Annotated in this window: 19 protein-coding genes; 9 read left to right on the top strand and 10 right to left on the bottom strand. The window is 68.2% G+C overall.

What is annotated here, in order from left to right:
* Nucleotides 1-51: 51 nt before the first annotated feature.
* The 3 genes from RH90_RS14745 to RH90_RS14735 all read right to left on the bottom strand — a co-directional run bounded on the left by RH90_RS14745 (nt 52) and on the right by RH90_RS14735 (nt 4,605).
* Complete coding sequence (locus RH90_RS14745; protein WP_010186563.1) at nt 52-2,631, bottom strand: HWE histidine kinase domain-containing protein; 2,580 nt, start codon at nt 2,629-2,631, stop codon at nt 52-54.
* A 475-nt stretch (nt 2,632-3,106) separates the two neighbouring features.
* Nucleotides 3,107-3,631 carry a DUF4142 domain-containing protein gene (locus RH90_RS14740; RefSeq protein WP_010186562.1) on the bottom strand — a complete coding sequence of 175 codons (525 nt, stop codon included), beginning with the start codon at nt 3,629-3,631 and terminating at the stop codon, nt 3,107-3,109.
* 14 nt (nt 3,632-3,645) lie between these two features.
* Nucleotides 3,646-4,605 (bottom strand): SDR family oxidoreductase, encoded by a 960-nt coding sequence (locus RH90_RS14735; protein ID WP_051124817.1) that lies wholly within the window; start codon nt 4,603-4,605, stop codon nt 3,646-3,648.
* Nucleotides 4,606-4,777: 172 nt separating this feature from the next.
* On the opposite strand from RH90_RS14735, the gene RH90_RS14730 reads away from it, so the two are divergent.
* The 4 genes from RH90_RS14730 to xth are packed head-to-tail and all read left to right on the top strand — an operon-like array spanning nt 4,778 to nt 7,830.
* Complete coding sequence (locus RH90_RS14730; RefSeq protein ID WP_010186560.1) at nt 4,778-5,164, top strand: thiol-disulfide oxidoreductase DCC family protein; 387 nt, start codon at nt 4,778-4,780, stop codon at nt 5,162-5,164.
* The gene (locus RH90_RS14725; RefSeq protein ID WP_010186559.1) at nt 5,161-5,655 is read left to right on the top strand and encodes a DUF427 domain-containing protein; all 495 of its coding nucleotides are present in this window, start codon (nt 5,161-5,163) and stop codon (nt 5,653-5,655) included. The genes RH90_RS14730 and RH90_RS14725 overlap by 4 nt, the downstream gene beginning before the upstream one ends.
* Before the next feature lie 10 nt (nt 5,656-5,665).
* On the top strand, nt 5,666-7,033 hold the full coding sequence (locus tag RH90_RS14720; RefSeq protein ID WP_010186558.1) for an ABC1 kinase family protein: 1,368 nt from the start codon (nt 5,666-5,668) through the stop codon (nt 7,031-7,033).
* Nucleotides 7,030-7,830 carry an exodeoxyribonuclease III gene (gene xth / locus RH90_RS14715; RefSeq protein ID WP_010186557.1) on the top strand — a complete coding sequence of 267 codons (801 nt, stop codon included), beginning with the start codon at nt 7,030-7,032 and terminating at the stop codon, nt 7,828-7,830. Before RH90_RS14720 ends, xth begins: the two co-directional genes overlap by 4 nt.
* Here xth and RH90_RS14710 read toward each other — a convergent pair.
* From RH90_RS14710 to RH90_RS14700, 3 genes are all read right to left on the bottom strand, one after another.
* A complete protein-coding gene (locus RH90_RS14710; RefSeq protein ID WP_010186556.1) occupies nt 7,823-8,098 on the bottom strand; it encodes a hypothetical protein in 276 nt (91 codons plus the stop codon). The genes xth and RH90_RS14710 overlap by 8 nt on opposite strands.
* A gap of 38 nt (nt 8,099-8,136) precedes the next feature.
* Nucleotides 8,137-8,358, bottom strand: coding sequence for a hypothetical protein (locus RH90_RS14705; RefSeq protein ID WP_010186555.1), 222 nt, complete (start codon nt 8,356-8,358; stop codon nt 8,137-8,139).
* Nucleotides 8,359-8,457: 99 nt separating this feature from the next.
* Complete coding sequence (locus RH90_RS14700; RefSeq protein WP_010186554.1) at nt 8,458-9,483, bottom strand: alpha/beta fold hydrolase; 1,026 nt, start codon at nt 9,481-9,483, stop codon at nt 8,458-8,460.
* Nucleotides 9,484-9,631: 148 nt separating this feature from the next.
* Between RH90_RS14700 and RH90_RS14695 the strand changes: the two genes are divergently transcribed.
* A complete protein-coding gene (locus RH90_RS14695) occupies nt 9,632-9,931 on the top strand; it encodes a putative quinol monooxygenase (RefSeq protein ID WP_010186553.1) in 300 nt (99 codons plus the stop codon).
* Nucleotides 9,932-9,949: 18 nt separating this feature from the next.
* Here the strand turns inward: RH90_RS14695 and RH90_RS14690 are convergent, their stop codons facing one another.
* Nucleotides 9,950-10,207: a hypothetical protein gene (locus RH90_RS14690; protein WP_010186552.1), complete on the bottom strand. Its 258-nt coding sequence runs from the start codon at nt 10,205-10,207 to the stop codon at nt 9,950-9,952.
* The gene (locus RH90_RS14685) at nt 10,204-10,884 is read right to left on the bottom strand and encodes an arylesterase (protein ID WP_081476949.1); all 681 of its coding nucleotides are present in this window, start codon (nt 10,882-10,884) and stop codon (nt 10,204-10,206) included. The genes RH90_RS14690 and RH90_RS14685 overlap by 4 nt, the downstream gene beginning before the upstream one ends.
* Between RH90_RS14685 and RH90_RS14680 the strand changes: the two genes are divergently transcribed.
* Together RH90_RS14680 and RH90_RS14675 are read left to right on the top strand one after the other, a co-directional pair.
* Nucleotides 10,875-11,576 (top strand): ABC transporter ATP-binding protein, encoded by a 702-nt coding sequence (locus RH90_RS14680; protein ID WP_010186550.1) that lies wholly within the window; start codon nt 10,875-10,877, stop codon nt 11,574-11,576. The genes RH90_RS14685 and RH90_RS14680 overlap by 10 nt on opposite strands.
* Nucleotides 11,573-14,062, top strand: coding sequence for an ABC transporter permease (locus RH90_RS14675; protein WP_010186548.1), 2,490 nt, complete (start codon nt 11,573-11,575; stop codon nt 14,060-14,062). The genes RH90_RS14680 and RH90_RS14675 overlap by 4 nt, the downstream gene beginning before the upstream one ends.
* Here the strand turns inward: RH90_RS14675 and arfB are convergent.
* Complete coding sequence (gene arfB, locus RH90_RS14670; RefSeq protein ID WP_010186547.1) at nt 14,059-14,481, bottom strand: alternative ribosome rescue aminoacyl-tRNA hydrolase ArfB; 423 nt, start codon at nt 14,479-14,481, stop codon at nt 14,059-14,061. The two genes, RH90_RS14675 and arfB, sit on opposite strands and share 4 nt — an antisense overlap.
* A gap of 86 nt (nt 14,482-14,567) precedes the next feature.
* Here arfB and RH90_RS14665 point away from each other — a divergent pair, with 86 nt between their 5' ends.
* Together RH90_RS14665 and RH90_RS14660 are read left to right on the top strand one after the other, a co-directional pair.
* The gene (locus RH90_RS14665; protein ID WP_010186545.1) at nt 14,568-15,053 is read left to right on the top strand and encodes a GAF domain-containing protein; all 486 of its coding nucleotides are present in this window, start codon (nt 14,568-14,570) and stop codon (nt 15,051-15,053) included.
* Between the two features lie 109 nt (nt 15,054-15,162).
* On the top strand, nt 15,163-16,008 hold the full coding sequence (locus RH90_RS14660) for an RcnB family protein (RefSeq protein ID WP_010186543.1): 846 nt from the start codon (nt 15,163-15,165) through the stop codon (nt 16,006-16,008).
* Nucleotides 16,009-16,015: 7 nt separating this feature from the next.
* Here the strand turns inward: RH90_RS14660 and RH90_RS14655 are convergent, their stop codons facing one another.
* The gene (locus RH90_RS14655; protein ID WP_010186541.1) at nt 16,016-17,335 is read right to left on the bottom strand and encodes a M28 family peptidase; all 1,320 of its coding nucleotides are present in this window, start codon (nt 17,333-17,335) and stop codon (nt 16,016-16,018) included.
* Nucleotides 17,336-17,406: the final 71 nt, after the last annotated feature.

Below are 17,406 nucleotides of genomic sequence, written 5' to 3'. Positions count from 1 at the left end.
GAACAAGGGCGCAATCCTTCCGGTGTGCGCATCCCTCGCCGCACGGCGCGGTCAAACGCCGGCGGGATGCAGCACCTGCTCGATCGCACGCTCCAGATGTCGGCGCTCATACGGCTTCTGGAGGACGATCTCGCTCCCCTCGCGCCGCTCGAGCGCGAGCCCCTCGCCATAGCCCGATGCGAAGATGAACGGGGTCCCCCGGCTGGTGAGCTTGGTCGCGAGTTCGAAGCTGGTGCCGCCCCCGACATTGATATCGAGCATCGCGAACTGGAACGTATGCGACGCGATCAAATGCTCGGCGTCGCTCAGTGTCGCGGCGACGAGCACGTCTTTCGCGCCAAGCGCGCGGAGCATGTCCTCGGCTTCGAGCGCGATCAGCATATTGTCCTCTAGCAGCAGCACGAGCGCCCCCCGGAGCGGCTGGTCGCTGTCAGCGACAGGAGCAGCACCGTGGATCGGCGCCGACCGCGGTTCCAGGCTCGGCTCCGGCGCGAAAATCTCGGACGGCAGATAGACGTTATGCTGGGGGATGAAGAATTCGGCTTCAAGCCCGGCAAGACGATAATGGAGGTCGGCGGTTCCCTGCAGATCGAACGGCACGGTGCGTTCGAGGATCGTCGAGCCAAAGCCGCGTCGCGTCGGTGCCGTCACCGCCGGGCCGCCAACCTCCTTCCACTCAAGATAGACGCCTTCGCCCTCGACCACGCGCGTCGTCACCTCGATCCGCCCGGCCGTCGAGAGCGCGCCATATTTGCACGAATTGGTGACGAGTTCGTGGACGACGAGCGCCATCGTCGAGATCGCGCGCGGCTGGAGCTGCACCTGCGGGCCGATCAAGCGCAGCCGCTCGCGCGTCCCCTGATGCGCGGCGACTTCGTCCTCGAACACGCCCGCGAGCGGCGCGGGACCCCATTCCTGCCGCGTGATGCGGTCATGCGCGCGCGCAAGCGCCTGCACGCGTCCGCTCAACGCCTCGACATAGCTGGCGACGGCGGGAGTCGCCTCTCCGGTCTTGGTGATCAGGCTGCGGATCAGCGCGAGGATATTGCGCACGCGGTGGTTGAGCTCGGCGATGAGCAATTCCTGTCGCTCGGCCGCGCGGCGCCGCTCGGCGGCGGCTTCGTCCGAATAGCGCAGAATCACCTCGATCAGCGCCTGGCGGATCGCTTCCCCCATGCGCACTTCGCGCTCCGAGAAGCCGATCGCGCGTCCGCGGATTTCCTGCACGAACGCCGCGAAGCTCTTGCGCGGCGAGATGCGCGGTCCGGCGTCGACGTTCGCCTCTTTCGTGGGGTTGCCGCCCCAGCGGATCCGCTCGAGCCGCTCGCGGCGAAACAGCATGATATAATCGCGGGGTATGCGCGAAATCGGGATCGACATCATCCCGGCCGCGCGCTCCGCAGTGGTCGCGCACGGCGGGTGGATCGCGGCGAGGCAGTCGGTGACGAATACCCGGCTCGGTGATGCCGCGTTCATATGAAATGCCAGCATCGCGACCTGCTGCTCCGGCGGGGTCGAACCGTGGAGATAGGCGGTTCCGCCGCGATAGATCGCGATGCCGTCGCAATCGATGATGTCGCGCGTCATGTCCTGCAGCCACATCGCATTGTGCATCAGCGACTCGTCGCCCGCGATCATGGTGATCAGGCGGTCGGCAAGCCCGCGCCCTTTCTGCTCATCCTCATCGTTGCGGCGGCGCAGCCGGCTCTCGAGCTTCAGCGAATACATCGCGCCGAACAGCTCGACCCCGGTCCGGACTGCAAAGCTCGGCAGGCGCGGCGCGGCGGCGTGGCAAGCGATGAGCCCCCAGAGTTGACCATCGACGACGATCGAGATCGACAGCGACGCAGCGACATCCATGTTGACGAGATATTCGAGGTGTACCGGCGACACCGAGCGGCTGATCGCCATCGTCAGATCGAGCGGCGGCGTCACCGCATCGATCGGGGGAAGCAACGCGACCGGCGGGGCGGCCACGTCGGCGATGATGCGGAAGGGGTTGAGCAGATAGAGTGCACGCGCTTGTTGCGGGATGTCGGTCGCCGGATAATGCAGCCCGAGAAAGCTCTCGACCCCCGCACGGGTCGATTCGGCGATGACCTCGCCATCGCCGCGTTCGTCGAAGCGATAGATCATCACCCGGTCGAAGCCGGTGACCGCGAGCACCTGACGCGCGGCATCGGTGTGGAGCCGCTCGATACTCGGCGCCTTGGCGAGGCGTGCCACCATCGCCCGGGTCATCGGCGCGACGTCGAAACCGCCAGCCTTTTGCGAGAACTCGCCTTCGATGATCAGCAGATCGTTCTGAAAATGAATGGCGAGATCGAGCGGAGGTACGCCTTCGACGAGATCGAGATCGAACAGACGCTCGCTTCCGCTCGATGCGAGCGTCGCCAGACGCGTCCGTATCGCGTGCAGCGCCGCCTTGCTGATCCACACGTCGAAGCGCGAGCCCAGCAATTGGGCCGGCGCGACCTGGAGGAAGGATTGCACGTTTTGTGAAACGCGGACGATCGTCCAGTCGTTCGTCATCGCGACCAGAAATGCGAAATCTTGTATCTGATCGAGCCGCGTGATCGGCTCGCGGTCGCACTCCGTCAGATCGTTTTGGAGATTGCGATTGTCCGACATGATGCTGCCCGTCTCACCCTTTCCGGAGAAGGTCGATCGGGGCAAATGACGGAGCCGTCACCCGACCCGCGCGAAGGCCTGCGACTCGGATACACTCTCGCGCTATCGACACCTGCGATCCGCCGACCGCGCGAACGACGCCGAACGATCCGGCACATCGCAGTAAATCGACATAATACAAGATGTTGCCGCGTTTTACCGGAGTCCTCGCGAGATGACGGGGCCGTAGCGGCAGAGCAGTGTCGCTGTTCATCGCACGATCATAGCATATTATGCGCAAGTATAACGGTCTTTTACGCTCGGTAATCACCTGTGGGGATAAGCGGCGACGCCGGATTTTGCTCAAAAGGACTTCTACTAGGAAGGAGTCCGCTGGCATGGAACAGGTAGCGCGCTTTCCGCCGCGATCCGGGCGGGCGGCGAATGAATCGTCCGCGCGGCCCGCATCGGAAGCATCTCACCGCGCTCGCGCGGGTCAGGGGGCGGGGGTTTGACCGCTCATCTGCTCGGCCATGGCGCGGTGCGCGGCGATCGTCTGAACCGCGCGTGCGGCCAAAGCCCGAACATCGGGATCGTCGCCCGATGCGGCATAGGCCTGGGCTTCGGTCAGCGCAGCTTGATGCGCCTGCCGCTGGTGCTGCAGATAGGTCCGGTCGAACGCGGCACCGGTCAGGCTCTGGAGACCGTTCAGCAGCGGCGCCTGATCGGCACCGACACCCTTGGCGGGCGGGCGCAGCCCCGCCTTGGCCGCCGCGTCGGCAAGCGCACGATCGAGCGCGACATGGTCGCCGAGCATCTTCGTGGCGAATGCCCGGACGTCGGGGTCCGCGCTTTGGGCGAGCGCGGTCTGCGCCTCGAGGATCTCGAACGCGTCGGCATGCGCCATGGCGTCGACAAAGTCGCGGGTCTGCCGCGAGCCAGGCTCCTGCGCCAGCGCCGGTCCGAGCGTCGCCGCGCTCAGCATCGCGGTTGCGAGGGCATATCGGTGGATTCGGTTCATCACCGCACCGCGCCTCATGGTTGCCCCTGACCGCCGCCGGCGCCGTAGATGTTGCCGGTGGTGAAGCTGCCGTCATCTTCGGCCAGCCGAACGTAGATGCCGGCGAGCTCGGCGGGCTGACCCGGACGGCCGAGCGGGGTGGTCGCGCCGAACGTCACGACCTTGCCTTGCGATGCGCCGCCCGAGATCTGGAGCGGCGTCCAGATCGGCCCCGGCGCGACACCATTCACGCGAATGCCCTTGGCACCGAGCTGCTTGGCGAGCGACTTGACGTAATTCATCGTCGCCGCCTTGGTCTGCGCATAGGCGTAAAGATCGGGCGAGGGATCATAGGCTTGTTCGGATGTGGTCCCGATGATCACCGAGCCCGGCTCCATATGCGGGACGGCGGCCTTGATCGTCCAGAACGGGGCATAGATGTTGGTCTTCATCGTCGCGTCGAATTCCTCGTCGGTGACGTCGAGGATCGAGGCGATCGACTGTTGGCGGCCGGCATTGCACACGAGAATATCGAGCCCGCCCAGCGCGCTGACCGCACGATCGACCAACTGCCGACAGAAAGGCGCGGAACGGAGATCGCCGGGCAGCGGAACGGCTTTCTGGCCGGCGCGGTGGATCAGGTCGATCACTTCGCGCGCATCGGGTTCCTCGGCGGGAAGATAGTTGATCGCGACATCGGCCCCCTCGCGCGCGAAGGCGATCGCGGCGGCACGCCCCATGCCGGAGTCGCCACCGGTGATCAGCGCCTTGCGACCGCGCAACCGGCCGCTGCCGACATAACTCGTCTCGCCATGATCGGGGCGCGGGGTCATGCGGCTGGCCAGGCCTGGCCAAGGCTGGTGCTGCGCCTCGAACGGCGGCTTGGGGTATTTGTCGCGCGGGTTCTGTTTGGGCTTTGCGGGTTGCGCCTCGGCGGCGATCGCCGGGCTCGTCCCGAGGACGGCCGCCGTTCCCAGCGTTGCGGCGGTAAGCATCTGGCGGCGCGTCGTCTCGGTCAAAGCAGGTCTCCTTGTCGGCTGTAACCCGCGGAATTCATGGAGGTGCCACTGCCGATCAGGTTTTTCTTCTAGATTTGCATCAAGCATCCCGCATCGGCCGGCCGCATCGTTGCACCCGGACGGGCAGGATCGGCGTTAGGCACTCCAGATGACCGCCTCCGCTCCCTCGCGCGCCCACTGCGTCACCGTCTGGTACGACGGCGGATGCCCGCTGTGCGCCCGCGAGATCGCCTGGTTGCGCCGGCTTGACCGCGCGCGCCGGATCGATTTCGTCGATGTCGCGGCCGGTGCCCCTGCATCCTGTCCGATCGACCGGGCCGATCTGCTCGCACGCTTCCATGCGCGCGAGAACGGTGCCCTGCTCTCGGGCGCAGCCGCGTTCGCGGCGATGTGGCGGGCGATCCCGTTGCTGCGTCCGCTCGGGCTGATCGCTCGCAATCGCGGGGTGCTCGCGGGGTTCGAAGCGGGCTATCGTCTGTTCCTGCGCATTCGGCCTCGGCTGCAGCGTCTCGTCTTGCGGTGGGAACGTCGATGAAGCCCGATCCGATACCGCCTCGGCCCGGACAGGAGAGCGTCTGGGCGTTTCCGCGGCCGGCAATCGCGCAACCGAGTGCCGCGCATATCGTGATCGCGCATCGCGGCATCATCCTCGCCGACACGCGCGCCAGCGTCCGGACACTCGAGACGAGCCATCCGCCGAGCTATTACATCCCGCGACGCGATATTCGCGAAAGCGCGCTGCGGCCCGGCCGGGGCAGCTCGTTCTGCGAATGGAAGGGCGATGCGACCTATTGGGACGTGGTGCTCGACGACACCGTCCTACCCGCGGTCGGCTGGAGCTATCCGCGCCCGACCAGCGCCTTCGCCGCGCTCGCCGATCATATCGCCTTCTATGCCGCGCCGTTCGACCGCTGCAGCGTCGACGGCGAGACGGTCGTTCCGCAGCCGGGCGGCTTTTATGGCGGTTGGATCACCTCCGCCGTCGCCGGTCCGTTCAAAGGCGTGCCGGGCAGCAGATTTTGGTAAGGGCAGCGGCATGAGCGACGATCGAGCGTCCCGCGGGAAAGCGGTACCGAGCGGGCGGATCGCGCGCCTCGGCGTGTTCGGGCGTCTGGCCGGCGGGGTCGCGGGCGGGGTGATCGCCGAGGGCGCGCGGCGGATCGCCGACGGGCAGCGACCACGGATGAGCGATTTGCTGCTCACCCCCGCCAATATCGGGCGCGTCGCCGATCAATTGTCGCATCTGCGCGGCGCGGCGATGAAGCTCGGGCAGATGATATCGATGGATTCGGGCGATTTCCTTCCGCCCGAACTGGCGCAGATCCTCGCGCGCTTGCGCAACAATGCGCACCACATGCCCCCCGCCCAACTCCAGCAAGTGCTCGCGCGCCATTGGGGCAAGGACTGGCGCCGCCGCTTCGCGCGGTTCGACGCGGGGCCGCTCGCCGCCGCGTCGATCGGACAGGTGCACCGTGCGCGCACTCCCGACGGGCGCGATCTCGCGGTCAAGGTGCAATATCCCGGTGTCCGCGACAGCATCGATGCAGATGTCGACAATGTCGCGACGTTGCTGCGGGTCTCGGGCGCGCTTCCCAAGACGATCGATATCGCGCCGTTGCTCGCCGAGGCGAAGCGGCAGCTCCACGAAGAGGCGGACTATATCCGCGAAGGCGAGCAGCTCGCGCGGTTCGGCGCGCTGCTCGCGGATAGCCCTGCCTATGTCGTGCCGGTGCTCGACCGCGAATTCAGCGGGTCCGACGTGCTGGCGATGAGCTTCGAGGAAGGGGTGGCGATCGAGTCGCTCGTCGAGTCCGATCAGGCGATCCGCGACGCGGCGGTGGAATCGCTGATCGCGCTGGTATTGCGCGAATTGTTCGCGTTCGGGCTGATGCAGACCGACCCGAACTTCGCGAATTATCGCTATCAGCCGGCGTCGGGAAAGCTCGTGCTGCTCGATTTCGGGGCGACGCGCGCGGTCGCACGCGAGACGGCGCAAGGGTACCGGCGATTGCTCGAAGCGGGGCTCGCGGGCGACCGTGCTGCGGTGCGCGAAGCTGCCGTCGCCGCGGGGTTTCTCGGCGCGGCGGCGGTGGCGCGGCATGGCGCGCTGGTCGATCGTATGATCGACGTGATCCTGGTCGAACTCAACCGGACGGGGCCGTTCGATTTCGGCGATCGCGCCTTTGTCGGGGTCTTGCGCGAGCAGGGGATGGCGATGGCGGCGGACCGCGACACCTGGCACGTGCCGCCGGTCGATACGCTGTTCGTCCAGCGCAAGATCAGCGGCACCGCCTTGCTCGCCGCGCGACTGAAGGCGCGGGTCGATGTCCACGCCATGGTCGTCCGCGCCCTGGCGGGAGCGGTGCAGGGCGGGGCGCACCGCCCATCGAGCGAGGCGGCGTGAAAATCGCGACCTACAACGTCAACGGGGTCAATGGGCGCTTGCCGGTGCTGCTGCGCTGGCTCGAGGAAAGCACGCCCGACGTCGTCGTGCTGCAGGAACTCAAGGCGCCGCAGGACAAATTCCCCAAAGCAGCGATCCGCGCACTTGGCTATGACGCGATCTGGCACGGACAGAAGAGCTGGAACGGCGTCGCTCTGCTCAGCCGGGTCGGGGAAATCCACGAAACACGCCGCGGCCTGCCGAACGATCCCGACCCCGGGCAGAGCCGGTATATCGAAGCGGCGGTCAACGGCGTGCTGATCGGCGGGCTGTACCTCCCCAACGGCAATCCGCGGCCCGGGCCCAAGTTCGACTATAAGCTGCGCTGGTTCGACGCGCTCATCGCGCATGCCGCGGACCTGCTCGAGTCGGGCCTGCCGGTCCTGCTCGCCGGCGATTTCAACGTCATGCCGACCGAACGCGACGTCTATAAACCCGAACGCTGGGTCGATGACGCACTCTTCGCACCCGAGATCCGCGCGGCGTTCGCGCGGCTGACCGGGCAAGGGTGGACCGATGCGCTGCGCTCGCTCCATCCCGACGCGACGATGTATACCTTCTGGGATTATTTCCGGAACGCCTATGCGCGCGATGCCGGACTGCGGATCGACCATCTGCTGCTCAGTCCGGCGCTTGCCGCGCGATTGGTCGATGCGCAGGTCGATCGCGCTGTGCGTGGCTGGGACAAGACGAGCGATCACGCGCCGGTGTGGATCGAGCTTGCCGACATGCCCAAAGCCAAGCCGCGCGCTAGCTGATCGCCTCGAACCACGCGGCATATGGCGTGTTGCGCGCCATATGCCGCGTGTAATCGGGCGCGCCGTCGTCCCACCACACCGGGCCGCGTTCGCCGAGCGCCCGCTTGGCGGCATCGACCGACGCCCGCGCGCTTTCCTCGGCGGCTTCGTCCTTGAGGCGGAGCGCCACGCCGACCGCCCGACGCGCATCCATCAAAGCGCCGACGAGCGTGGTGCGCGTCGCTGCGTCGAGCGCCGGATTGCTCCGTCGCCACAGCCGCCCGCGCACCACGAAATAGCGCCCGTCGGGGGTGGTGGGATGGTCGTTCAGTGCTGCGCGCGCGCGGCGGCCTTTTGCGCGCGCGCCTGCTTGGCATAGTGATGATGCGCGATCGCGCAGCCGGCGACGGCGCCCATCACGGCATGGCCCTTGCCGACGAAATGCCCGGCGACACCGCCCGCCGCAGCGCCGCGGATGCAGCCCGTGGCGAGAACCGGCGAGGCCGACGCGAGCGCGGCGGAGACGGCGAGGAGGGAGATGATACGCATGCGATAAGGTCCTTACAGCGGAACTGGGATCGATCGTTCTGCCGTGCGGCGCACGGGGTGTCGCGTGAAATTATCGTCACGCTTTGGACCTATTCGGGGTCATGGCCGGGCAAGCTCGGTCAGCAACAGGGCCGCAAATGCTTCAGGATCCTCGACTTGCGGCGCGTGGCCCGCATCGGGGATGCGAACGAGCCGGGCTTCGCGGAAGCGATGGACCGCAGCCTCGGCCGCCTGCGGCACGGTCTGGACCAGCCCGCGCACCGACTCGGGCGCGCTATTCGCACGAAACGCGGTGCGGTCGCGCTGACCGATCAGCAGCGACACCGGCGTGCTGACCCGATCGAGCTCGGCGGCGACGGGTTGTGTCTCGAGCATGTCCGACAGGCGCGCCTGCGCGTCGCGCACGCGATCGCCATCGGGGCCGGCATATTGCCCGGCGAGCATCGCCACCCAGCGATCATAAGCGGGACGCCATTCTCCGTGATAATAATTGCGGAGCTGATAGGCCTTGATCGATGCGGCATCGGTCTTGGCCTCTTCCGCCCGCAGCGCGCCTAGCTCGGTATAGGGCACGCCTTGCGCGAGCGTGTCGTTGAGCCCCAGCGGATTGACCAGCACGAGCCGATCGATGCTCTTCGGGTAGAGCAGCGCGAACCGCAGCGCGATCACCCCGCCGGTCGAATGCCCGACCAGCAGCACCTTATGCGCCCCGACCCGATCGAGCAGGCCGCGCGTCAACGTCGCGAGCGCGGCAACGCTGTACTGATAGCCCGCAGGCTTCGACGATTTGCAGAAACCGATCTGGTCGGGCGCGATGACGCGATACCCTTGCGCCGCGAGGGCGGTGATCGTGTCCTGCCAGGTCGCCGAGCAGAAGTTCTTGCCGTGAAGCAAGACGACCGTCCGATTTTTTGCCGGGCCGGTCGGTGCGACGTCGAGATAGGCCATCCGTACCGGCATGCCCTGCGATTCGGTTTCGTACCAATGCACCGGGAAAGGATAGGCGAAGCGCTCGAGATCGGCGCCGAGCGGCGCGGTGGTCTGCTCTGGCGACGCGGCCGGCCGCGCGAGGGCGGGCGATGCGGACACGGCGAGCAGCGCAAGGAGCGAGGTAATACGGCGCATGGGGAATTCCTGGCCTGGCGAGCAGCGGGTTGCTGTCCAATGAACCGGGCCGCCGCAGGTTCCGCCGGCGATCCGCTCCGGCACTAGAGCGCGCTTGCTTTGCCCGCTGCGAGCCCCCACCTCGCGGGTTCGACACAGGAGTGCAGTCATGGCCGTCAAGATCGTCGCGTTCGTCACCGTCAAGCCGGGCGCGGAGGATGCCTTCATCGCTGCCGCGCGCACCTGCGTCGCCGCGTCGCGCGCCGAGCCGGGCGTGCTGCACTACGAATTGTGGCGCGAGACCGAAGGCGCGCAGCGCTTCGTGTTCAACGAACTCTATACCGATGATGCAGCCGTCGCGCAGCACATGGCGTCCGACCATTTCAAGGCGCTCGGCGTCGCCGCGCGTGAGACCGCGACTGCGCGGCCCGAGATCATCGTGACCCGTGCGATCGACGTGGCGGACTGATCCCCGCGACGCGGCGCTTCACGCCTCGTGGCGTTCGGTCATTTCGATGAAGCGCCGTGCCGCGGTTCGGTCGGTATCGCTCGCGAAAGCAATGTCGAGGTCGGGCGCAGCGCCGAGCATGTGGAGCAGCGTCCACAGGCCGAAGCGTCTGTCGTGGTCACGCTCAAGGCCGAAATCGACGCGCATATGGTCGATCCCGGCCTCGAGCGCTGCCAGAGTGACCGCGGCGAGATCACTGCTGCCGAAATAGCGAAGGAACTGGTCTTCGAGCTTCAATGGCTTGGCCTCCGGGCGAGCGCGCTGCGCACGCTTGGCAGGATCCGCCCGACAACGATATCGACCCCGCGCGCATTGGGGTGCATCCCGTCGGCCTGGAGCAAGGCGCGGTTGCCCGCGACGCCCTCGAGGAAAAAGGGATAGCGCGGGACGCCATGGGCTTTCGCGAGCGCGGGGTACAGCGCGTCGAAGGCGCGGCCATAGTCGGGGCCGAGATTGGGCGCGGCGCGCATCCCGGCGAGCAGCACGGGAATGCGCCGCGCCCGCAATTCGGTGAGGATCGCGTCGAGGTTCGCCTGGGCCTGCGCGACGGGAAGGCCGCGCAGCATGTCGTTCGCGCCGAGTTCGACGATCACCAGATCGGGCGTCGCGCCGAGCCCGCGCAGCCCCCAGCGCAGTCGCGCGCGTGCCTGCGCCGCGGTGTCACCGGCGACCCCGCCGTTGCGCACCGTCGCCGCGATCCCCGCGCGGCGCAGCGCGGTCTCCAGCTTGGTGGTGAAGCCCGCCTCCGGGGGCAGGCCGTACCCCGCGCTGAGACTGTCGCCGAACGCCCAGATCAGCGGCGCCTCGGGAGAGGCGGCCAGACCGGCCGGCGCGACAGCACAGAACACGGCGAGCCCGGCCGCGGCGATTTGCCGTCGCCAGCGATATCGCCCAAGGAAGAAAGATGATGCCATCCTCCGTCGATAGCGCGCTGATCGTCGCGCGCAATGTTTCGCTGGCCCTCGGCCGCGTGCCCGCGCGGGTCGAGATCCTGCGCGGGATCGATCTCGCCGTGGCTGTGGGCGACAGCGTCGCGCTCCTCGGGCCATCAGGATCGGGAAAATCGTCGTTGATGGCTGTGCTCGCCGGACTGGAACGCCCGAGCGGGGGCAGCGTGCGCGTCGCCGGGCTCGATTTCACCGCGCTTGACGAGGATGCGCTCGCGGTGGCGCGACGCGGCCGGATCGGGATCGTGCTCCAGGCGTTTCACTTGCTCCCGACGATGACGGCGCTCGAAAATGTCGCGGTGCCGCTGGAGCTCGCAGGAGACGGCGACGCCTTCGCGCGCGCCGCGGCGGAACTGGACGCCGTCGGGCTGGGGCACCGGATTGGCCACTATCCCGCGCAGCTGTCGGGCGGTGAACAACAGCGCGTCGCGATCGCGCGCGCGCTGGTCGGGCGCCCGGCGCTGATCTTCGCCGACGAACCGACCGGCAATCTCGACACGACGACCGGCGCCGCGATCATGGACCTGCTTTTCGCGCGGCATCGTGCGCGCATGACGACGCTGTTCATCATCACCCATGATCCTGCGCTGGCGGCCCGCTGCGCGCGCGTCATCGAGCTCGGCGACGGGCGGATCGTCGCGGAGCGCCGCGGCGCATGACGATCGTGTGGCGGCTGGCGCTGCGCGATCTGCGGCGGGGCGGGCGGGGGCTGGTGCTGCTCGCGATCTGCCTGTTTCTCGGCACGGCGGGGCTCGCCGGGATCGGCAGTCTCGCGGCGAGCATGATCGCGTCACTCGATGGCGATGCCCGGCAAATCCTCGGCGGCGATCTCGAGTTCAGCGTCTCGCAGCGGCGCGCGACGGTCGACGAGCTCGCCGCCTTCGCGCGGCTCGGGCGCGTGTCGGAAACGGTCTCGCTGCGCGGCATGGCAAGCGCGGGCGGCGCACCGGCGTTGGTCGACCTGCGCGCGACCGATCCGGCCTGGCCGTTGGTCGGGCGCTTCCGCCTCGCGCCCGGCGCGCTGGCGACACGGCCGACGGGGCGTGAGATCGCGATCGCGCCAGCGTTGGCCGATCGGCTTGGCGTCAAGCCGGGCGACACGCTGACCCTCGGGCAGGCACGGCTGCGCATCATTGGTGTGATCGCCAACGAGCCCGACCGCCTTGGGGCCGGATTCGCGCTGGGTCCGCCGGTGCTGGTCGATCTTGCCGGGCTCGACGCCACCGCTCTGGTGCAGCCGGGCAGCCTGTATGAAAGCCATTACCGCCTGCTCCTCGCGCATCCCGAAGCCGCGGCCGCGGCGCGTGACGGCGTGCTGCGCACATTCCGCGGCGCGGGTTGGTCGGCCAAGATGCGCGGCGAGGCCGCGGGTGGCGCGCGGCGCGGCATTGCGCAGCTTGGCCAGTTCCTGTTGCTGGTCGGGCTCGCCGCGCTGGCGATAGCCGGGGTAGGGGTCGGCAGCGGAGTCGCCGCCTATCTCGCTGGCAAAGCGAAGATCATCGCGACATTGAAGGTGCTTGGTGCGCGCTCGGGAACGATCGCCGCGATCTTCCTTGCCCAGTTGGGCGTCGTTGCGGTGGGTGGCATCGGCGCCGGGCTCATCGTCGGCGCGGCGTTCCCATGGGTCGTCACCGAAGTCGCGGGTGCGGCCTTGCCGGTTCCGCCGCGGCTGGCGCTGTATCCCGCACCGCTGGCGACCGCAGCGGGGCTTGCGGTACTCGTCGCCCTGCTGTTCGCTCTGCCTGCGCTTGCACGCGCCCGCGCGGTCCCGGCGGCGACGCTGCTGCGCGACACGCTGGCGCCGCGACGACCGCCGCAAGCCGGCGTGCTTGGCGGGATGGTGGCGTTGATCGGCGCGCTGATTGCCCTCGCCGTCGGGACCGCGTCCGACCGACTGCTGGCGCTGGGTTTTGTCGGCGCGATCCTCGCGCTGATCGCCGTCCTATGGGGATGTGGCATCGCGATCCGGGCGATCGCGGCGCGGCTGCCGCGTTCACGCCGTCCGTTGCTGCGGCTTGCGGTCGCCAATCTTCACCGGCCCGGGGCGCAGACCGATCGGCTCGTCGTCGCATTGGGGCTCGGTTTCTCGCTCTTCGTCGCGCTGGCGGTGATCGACTCGAGCCTGGGCGCAGAGCTCAACGGCGCCGCGCCCGCGAAGGCGCCGCGCTTCTTCGCGATCGACCTGCAGCCTGATGACGCCGTGACCTTCGCCCGCGCCGTGCGCAGCGCCGCGCCGATGGCGACGATCGAGGCGCTGCCGTCGTTGCGCGGATCGATCGTCGCACTGCGCGGTGTGCCGGTAAGCGCGATCAAGACGCTGCCGGCCGACGCCTGGGTGCTGCGCGGCGACCGGACGATCACTTGGGCTGCGCGTTTGCCGCCACGCAATGCCGTCGTCGCCGGGCGATGGTGGCCGGCCAACTATCACGGGCCCCCGCTCGTCTCGCTCGAGGACAAGGCTGCGGTGGCGCTCGGACTGCACGTCGGCGACATGATCACGGTGTCGGTGCTCGGCGTCGACGTCCCGGCGCGGATCGCGGCGCTGCGCAAGATCGACTGGGGCGGGCTCGGGCTCAATTTCGCGATCGTCTTCTCGCCCGGCTATATCGAGGAAGCGCCGCATGGCCTGCTCGCCAGCGTCTATGCCGCGCCCGCAAGTGACGGCGCGATCGCGCGGCAAGTCGCGGCGGCCCTGCCGTCGGTCACGCTGATCCGTGTCGGCGACGTCATCGGCCAGATCAGCGCCGTGCTCCAGCAAGTCGCGCTCGCGATCCGGGCGGCGGCGGCGGTGACGGTCGCGGCGGGCGTCGCGGTGCTGATCGGCGCAGTCGCGGCCTCGGGATCGAGCCGGCGCTACGACGCGGTGATCCTCAAGCTGCTCGGCGGGAGCCGCCGTCAGGTGCTCGGCGCGCAGGCGCTCGAATACGCGATCCTGTCGCTGGTGCTCGTCGCGGTGGCGTTGGCGATGGGGTCCGCGGCGGGCTGGTACGTCGTCACGCAGATCTTCAAGATCGGCTGGGCGCCGCGCTGGGATGTGGTCGGTGCGACGCTCGGCGCGGGCGTCGCGCTGACGCTCGGAACCGGGCTGGCCGGGAGCCTGCCGGCGCTCCGCGCGCGCCCCGCCAGCGCCTTGCGCGATCTTTAGTCGGTTACCTTGCCGCGCAGCGACTTGACCGTCGAGCGCTTGGTCTTGCCGTCGAGCCGTTTGGCCTTGGCGGCCTTGGAGGGTTTGGTCGGTCGACGCCGCTTGGGAACGATCGTCGCCTCGCGGAGCAACGCGATCAGGCGCTCCCGCACCTCCTGCCGGTTGAGCAGTTGCGAGCGCGCGCCTTCGCTGCGCAGCACGAGCACACCCTCGCGCGTCAGCCGCGATCCTGCCAGGACGGCGAGCCGGTTTTTGACCGCGTCGGGCAAAGACGGCGAGTTCGCGACGTCGAAGCGCAGCAATACGGCGCTGTCGGTCGTGTTGACATGCTGCCCACCCGGACCGCCGGCGCGGGTGAACGATTCCTGCAGTTCGTCGCTGTCGATGCTGATCGAGCGGGTGATCGGGATGGCGGCCATCGGATTTCCCTAAAAGATTAGCGCGCCGCGGTCGATCACGCAGGCGGGCGCTTTCGTCGCGCTGCCGAACGGGGTAGGGGCGGGGCATGTACGACTTTACGATCGACCAAAGCTCGAAGACCGAGCTCTATCGCGACCTTCATGCCGCGCTCGACGCGCTCACCGACGGCGAGCACGACGCGATTGCCAATATGGCGAACGCCGCTGCGTTGATCTGGCAATATCTCCCCGATCTCAACTGGGCGGGGTTCTACCGGCTGATCGACGAAACGCTCGTCGTCGGGCCTTTTCTGGGCAAGCCGGCGTGCATCCGGATTGCGATCGGTGACGGGGTATGCGGTGCGGCGGCGCGGACGCGCACCACGCAGCTGGTCGAGGACGTCCACGCCTTTCCCGGCCATATCGCCTGCGATGCAGCGAGTCGGTCGGAGCTGGTCGTGCCGATCGTCCATGCCGGTCGGCTGATCGCCGTGCTCGACCTCGACAGCCCGAGCCCGGCGCGTTTCGATGCCGCCGATGCCGCGGGCTGCGAAGCGCTGGTCGCGGTGCTCGCGCCACGCATCGCGGGCTGATCCGAAACGGGACAGCCGTTAATCTAGAATCGCATCGATCGAAATGGTAGCTGACGGGTTAACGCGGCGTACACCCTTTGTGTACGGTGCCGTTTGCGGAGGCTTGACGATGCGACCCTTGATCTTGGCCACTCTCACGCTGGTCACTGCGTTCGGTGCGGGGCAGGCCGATGCGCAGCGGTATCGCGGCGGTGGCTCGGCCCCCGGCGCGTCCTATCCCGTCCCGGGCAACACCATGCCCGCACCTCCGCCTCCGCAGGGGCAAATGCAGCGCCCGCCGATGCCCGCCCCCGGCCGTCCCTATCCGGGCCAGCGCCCCGTCAGTCAGCCCGATCGCCATCGCTGGGGCGGCTCGATCGGCGGTCGCTGGCAGGGCGGTCTCAACGCGCCGGGCGGCTGGAACGCCTATCACCGGCCGTCGCGCGGCTATCGCATGCCCGGCTATTGGTTCTCGCCCAACTTCTTCATCGGCGACTATGCCGGCTACGGCCTGTCCGCGCCGCCGGCGGGCTATGGCTGGTATCGCTATTATGACGATGCCGTGCTGCTGGATTCGCGCGGTCGCGTGTACGATTCGATCGACGGGCTCGATTGGAACGGCGGCTATGACGATCGTGGCTACGGTTCTGGGGGTTATGATCAGGCTGGCGGCTATGGACGCCCCTATCCCCCGCAGCCCTATCCCGCGCCGCTGCCGCCGGTCGTGCAGAACGGCAATGTGACGACCTATTCGACCACGTCGGGTTACGCCGGCGGCTATGGCTACGCTTATCCCGGCGCGACCACCACGGTCGTGACGATCCAGTCGGCGCCGGTCGTGACCACGACGACGACCGAATATGTCGAGACGGTGCGCGAGCGGCAGGTCTATCATGCGGCGCGCAAGCGGTATTACCGTCCGGTCCGGCGCAAGCCGATCTGCCGTCCGGTCGAGCAGCCGGTCCTCGGAAGCTAAGCGCGTTTCACTTGCGGCGCGGCTCGGGTCCGGCGAAGCTCACCAGGCTTTCCGACCCGTCCGCACCGACCGCGCTGACACCGACGAAATGATCGTCGACGCTGATGTCCTTGAGCACCGTGCTCGTCGCGGCGGCGGAGACATCGAGCGATTTCTGCCAGTCCTGCGTGTCGTTGCGGCGCCAGTGGATGCGATAGGCGGTCGCGCCGGCAACCGGCTCCCACTTGACCGTCGTGTCGAAGCTCAGCGCGCCGGCGACCGTCACGCCGTCGGGTGCGGCGGGAGCGGCGGCGAGGCGGCGGATCGTCGCCACGTTGATCGCGGTGACCTTGGCGAGATAGGGGAAGTCCATCTTGTCGATCGTGTCGCCATACGGGATTCCGTTCTCGACGCGCACATCCTGATGCTGCTGCGTCCAATTCTCCGCGCCGACCGAGAAGCGCACCGCGGGATAGCCGAGCTTGAGGAACGGCTCGTGATCGCCGCCGCGTCCGAAGCGATCGGGCCGGCGATCGACGAACACGTCGAGCCCGCCGGGGATCGTGGCCGCGACGCCGTCGATCGCCTTGGCGAGGCTGCGCGACGGGCCGTCATCCTCGCCGCCATTGCCGCGCCGCGCCAGCTGTGCGGGGCCGTCCTCGATCGCGCGGATTCCTTCGGAAAAGACCCGCACCCGGTTAGCGACTCGCACGCCGTTCTGGCCCATGGTATTGCCGACGATGTCGTTGTTGAGCATCGCCGAGACCGTCCAGCCGCGCGCCTTGGCGGTGTCGGCGAGCAGCGTTCCGCCGAACAGCCCCTGCTCCTCGCCCGAAAAGACCGCGTAAACGATCGTCGCGCGGAATTTCTGCTTCGACAGGATCCGTGCCGTCTCGAGCACCAGCGCGACGCCCGATCCGTCGTCGTTCGCGCCGGGGGCGTCGTGCGTCGCATCCATCTCATTGCTGATCCGGCTGTCGATATGCGCGCCGACGATGATCACACGCTTGGGGTCGAGCCCCTGCTGGAAGCCGAGCACGTCGACCACATTCACTCCGTCCGGCGCGCGCGCGTTGGTGAAGGTGCGCGCGATATTGGCGACGGTGATGCAGCCGTCGCACGCATCGGCGATCCGCGTCATCTCGCCGCCGACCCAGGAGCGCGCGGCGCCGATTCCGCGGACGGGGTCGTCAGGCGAGGATAGCGTGTGGCGCGTGCCGAAGCTGACAAGCTTCTCGACGGTTGCCTTGAGGCGGGCCGGATCGGGCGCGGGCTGGGCGGCGTCCTTGGCGATAGCGGGGGTGGCAAGGATCGCGAGCATCGCGGCGACGGTGGGGAGAGTGCGCATCGCGGCATCGTGGCGCGATACAAGGCGCGACGCAAGTTGCCTCCCCTCCCTGAAAGGGAGGGGCTGGGGGG

Source organism: Sphingomonas sp. PAMC 26605 (genome assembly GCF_000241485.1).
Lineage (GTDB): Bacteria > Pseudomonadota > Alphaproteobacteria > Sphingomonadales > Sphingomonadaceae > Sphingomonas.
Note: the sequence above shows the minus strand (reverse complement) of the source record. Positions and strands in the feature narration are given on the sequence as shown.

What these genes read in the sequence shown, in the direction of transcription:
- RH90_RS14745 (WP_010186563.1), bottom strand. Translation starts at nt 2,631, where the DNA reads ATGTCGGACAATCGCAATCTCCAAAACGATCTGACGGAGTGCGACCGC.
- RH90_RS14740 (WP_010186562.1), bottom strand. Translation starts at nt 3,631, where the DNA reads ATGAACCGAATCCACCGATATGCCCTCGCAACCGCGATGCTGAGCGCG.
- RH90_RS14735 (WP_051124817.1), bottom strand. Translation starts at nt 4,605, where the DNA reads ATGCTTACCGCCGCAACGCTGGGAACGGCGGCCGTCCTCGGGACGAGC.
- RH90_RS14730 (WP_010186560.1), top strand. Translation starts at nt 4,778, where the DNA reads ATGACCGCCTCCGCTCCCTCGCGCGCCCACTGCGTCACCGTCTGGTAC.
- RH90_RS14725 (WP_010186559.1), top strand. Translation starts at nt 5,161, where the DNA reads ATGAAGCCCGATCCGATACCGCCTCGGCCCGGACAGGAGAGCGTCTGG.
- RH90_RS14720 (WP_010186558.1), top strand. Translation starts at nt 5,666, where the DNA reads ATGAGCGACGATCGAGCGTCCCGCGGGAAAGCGGTACCGAGCGGGCGG.
- RH90_RS14705 (WP_010186555.1), bottom strand. Translation starts at nt 8,358, where the DNA reads ATGCGTATCATCTCCCTCCTCGCCGTCTCCGCCGCGCTCGCGTCGGCC.
- RH90_RS14700 (WP_010186554.1), bottom strand. Translation starts at nt 9,483, where the DNA reads ATGCGCCGTATTACCTCGCTCCTTGCGCTGCTCGCCGTGTCCGCATCG.
- RH90_RS14695 (WP_010186553.1), top strand. Translation starts at nt 9,632, where the DNA reads ATGGCCGTCAAGATCGTCGCGTTCGTCACCGTCAAGCCGGGCGCGGAG.
- RH90_RS14680 (WP_010186550.1), top strand. Translation starts at nt 10,875, where the DNA reads ATGATGCCATCCTCCGTCGATAGCGCGCTGATCGTCGCGCGCAATGTT.
- RH90_RS14685 (WP_081476949.1), bottom strand. Translation starts at nt 10,884, where the DNA reads ATGGCATCATCTTTCTTCCTTGGGCGATATCGCTGGCGACGGCAAATC.
- RH90_RS14675 (WP_010186548.1), top strand. Translation starts at nt 11,573, where the DNA reads ATGACGATCGTGTGGCGGCTGGCGCTGCGCGATCTGCGGCGGGGCGGG.
- arfB (WP_010186547.1), bottom strand. Translation starts at nt 14,481, where the DNA reads ATGGCCGCCATCCCGATCACCCGCTCGATCAGCATCGACAGCGACGAA.
- RH90_RS14665 (WP_010186545.1), top strand. Translation starts at nt 14,568, where the DNA reads ATGTACGACTTTACGATCGACCAAAGCTCGAAGACCGAGCTCTATCGC.
- RH90_RS14660 (WP_010186543.1), top strand. Translation starts at nt 15,163, where the DNA reads ATGCGACCCTTGATCTTGGCCACTCTCACGCTGGTCACTGCGTTCGGT.
- RH90_RS14655 (WP_010186541.1), bottom strand. Translation starts at nt 17,335, where the DNA reads ATGCGCACTCTCCCCACCGTCGCCGCGATGCTCGCGATCCTTGCCACC.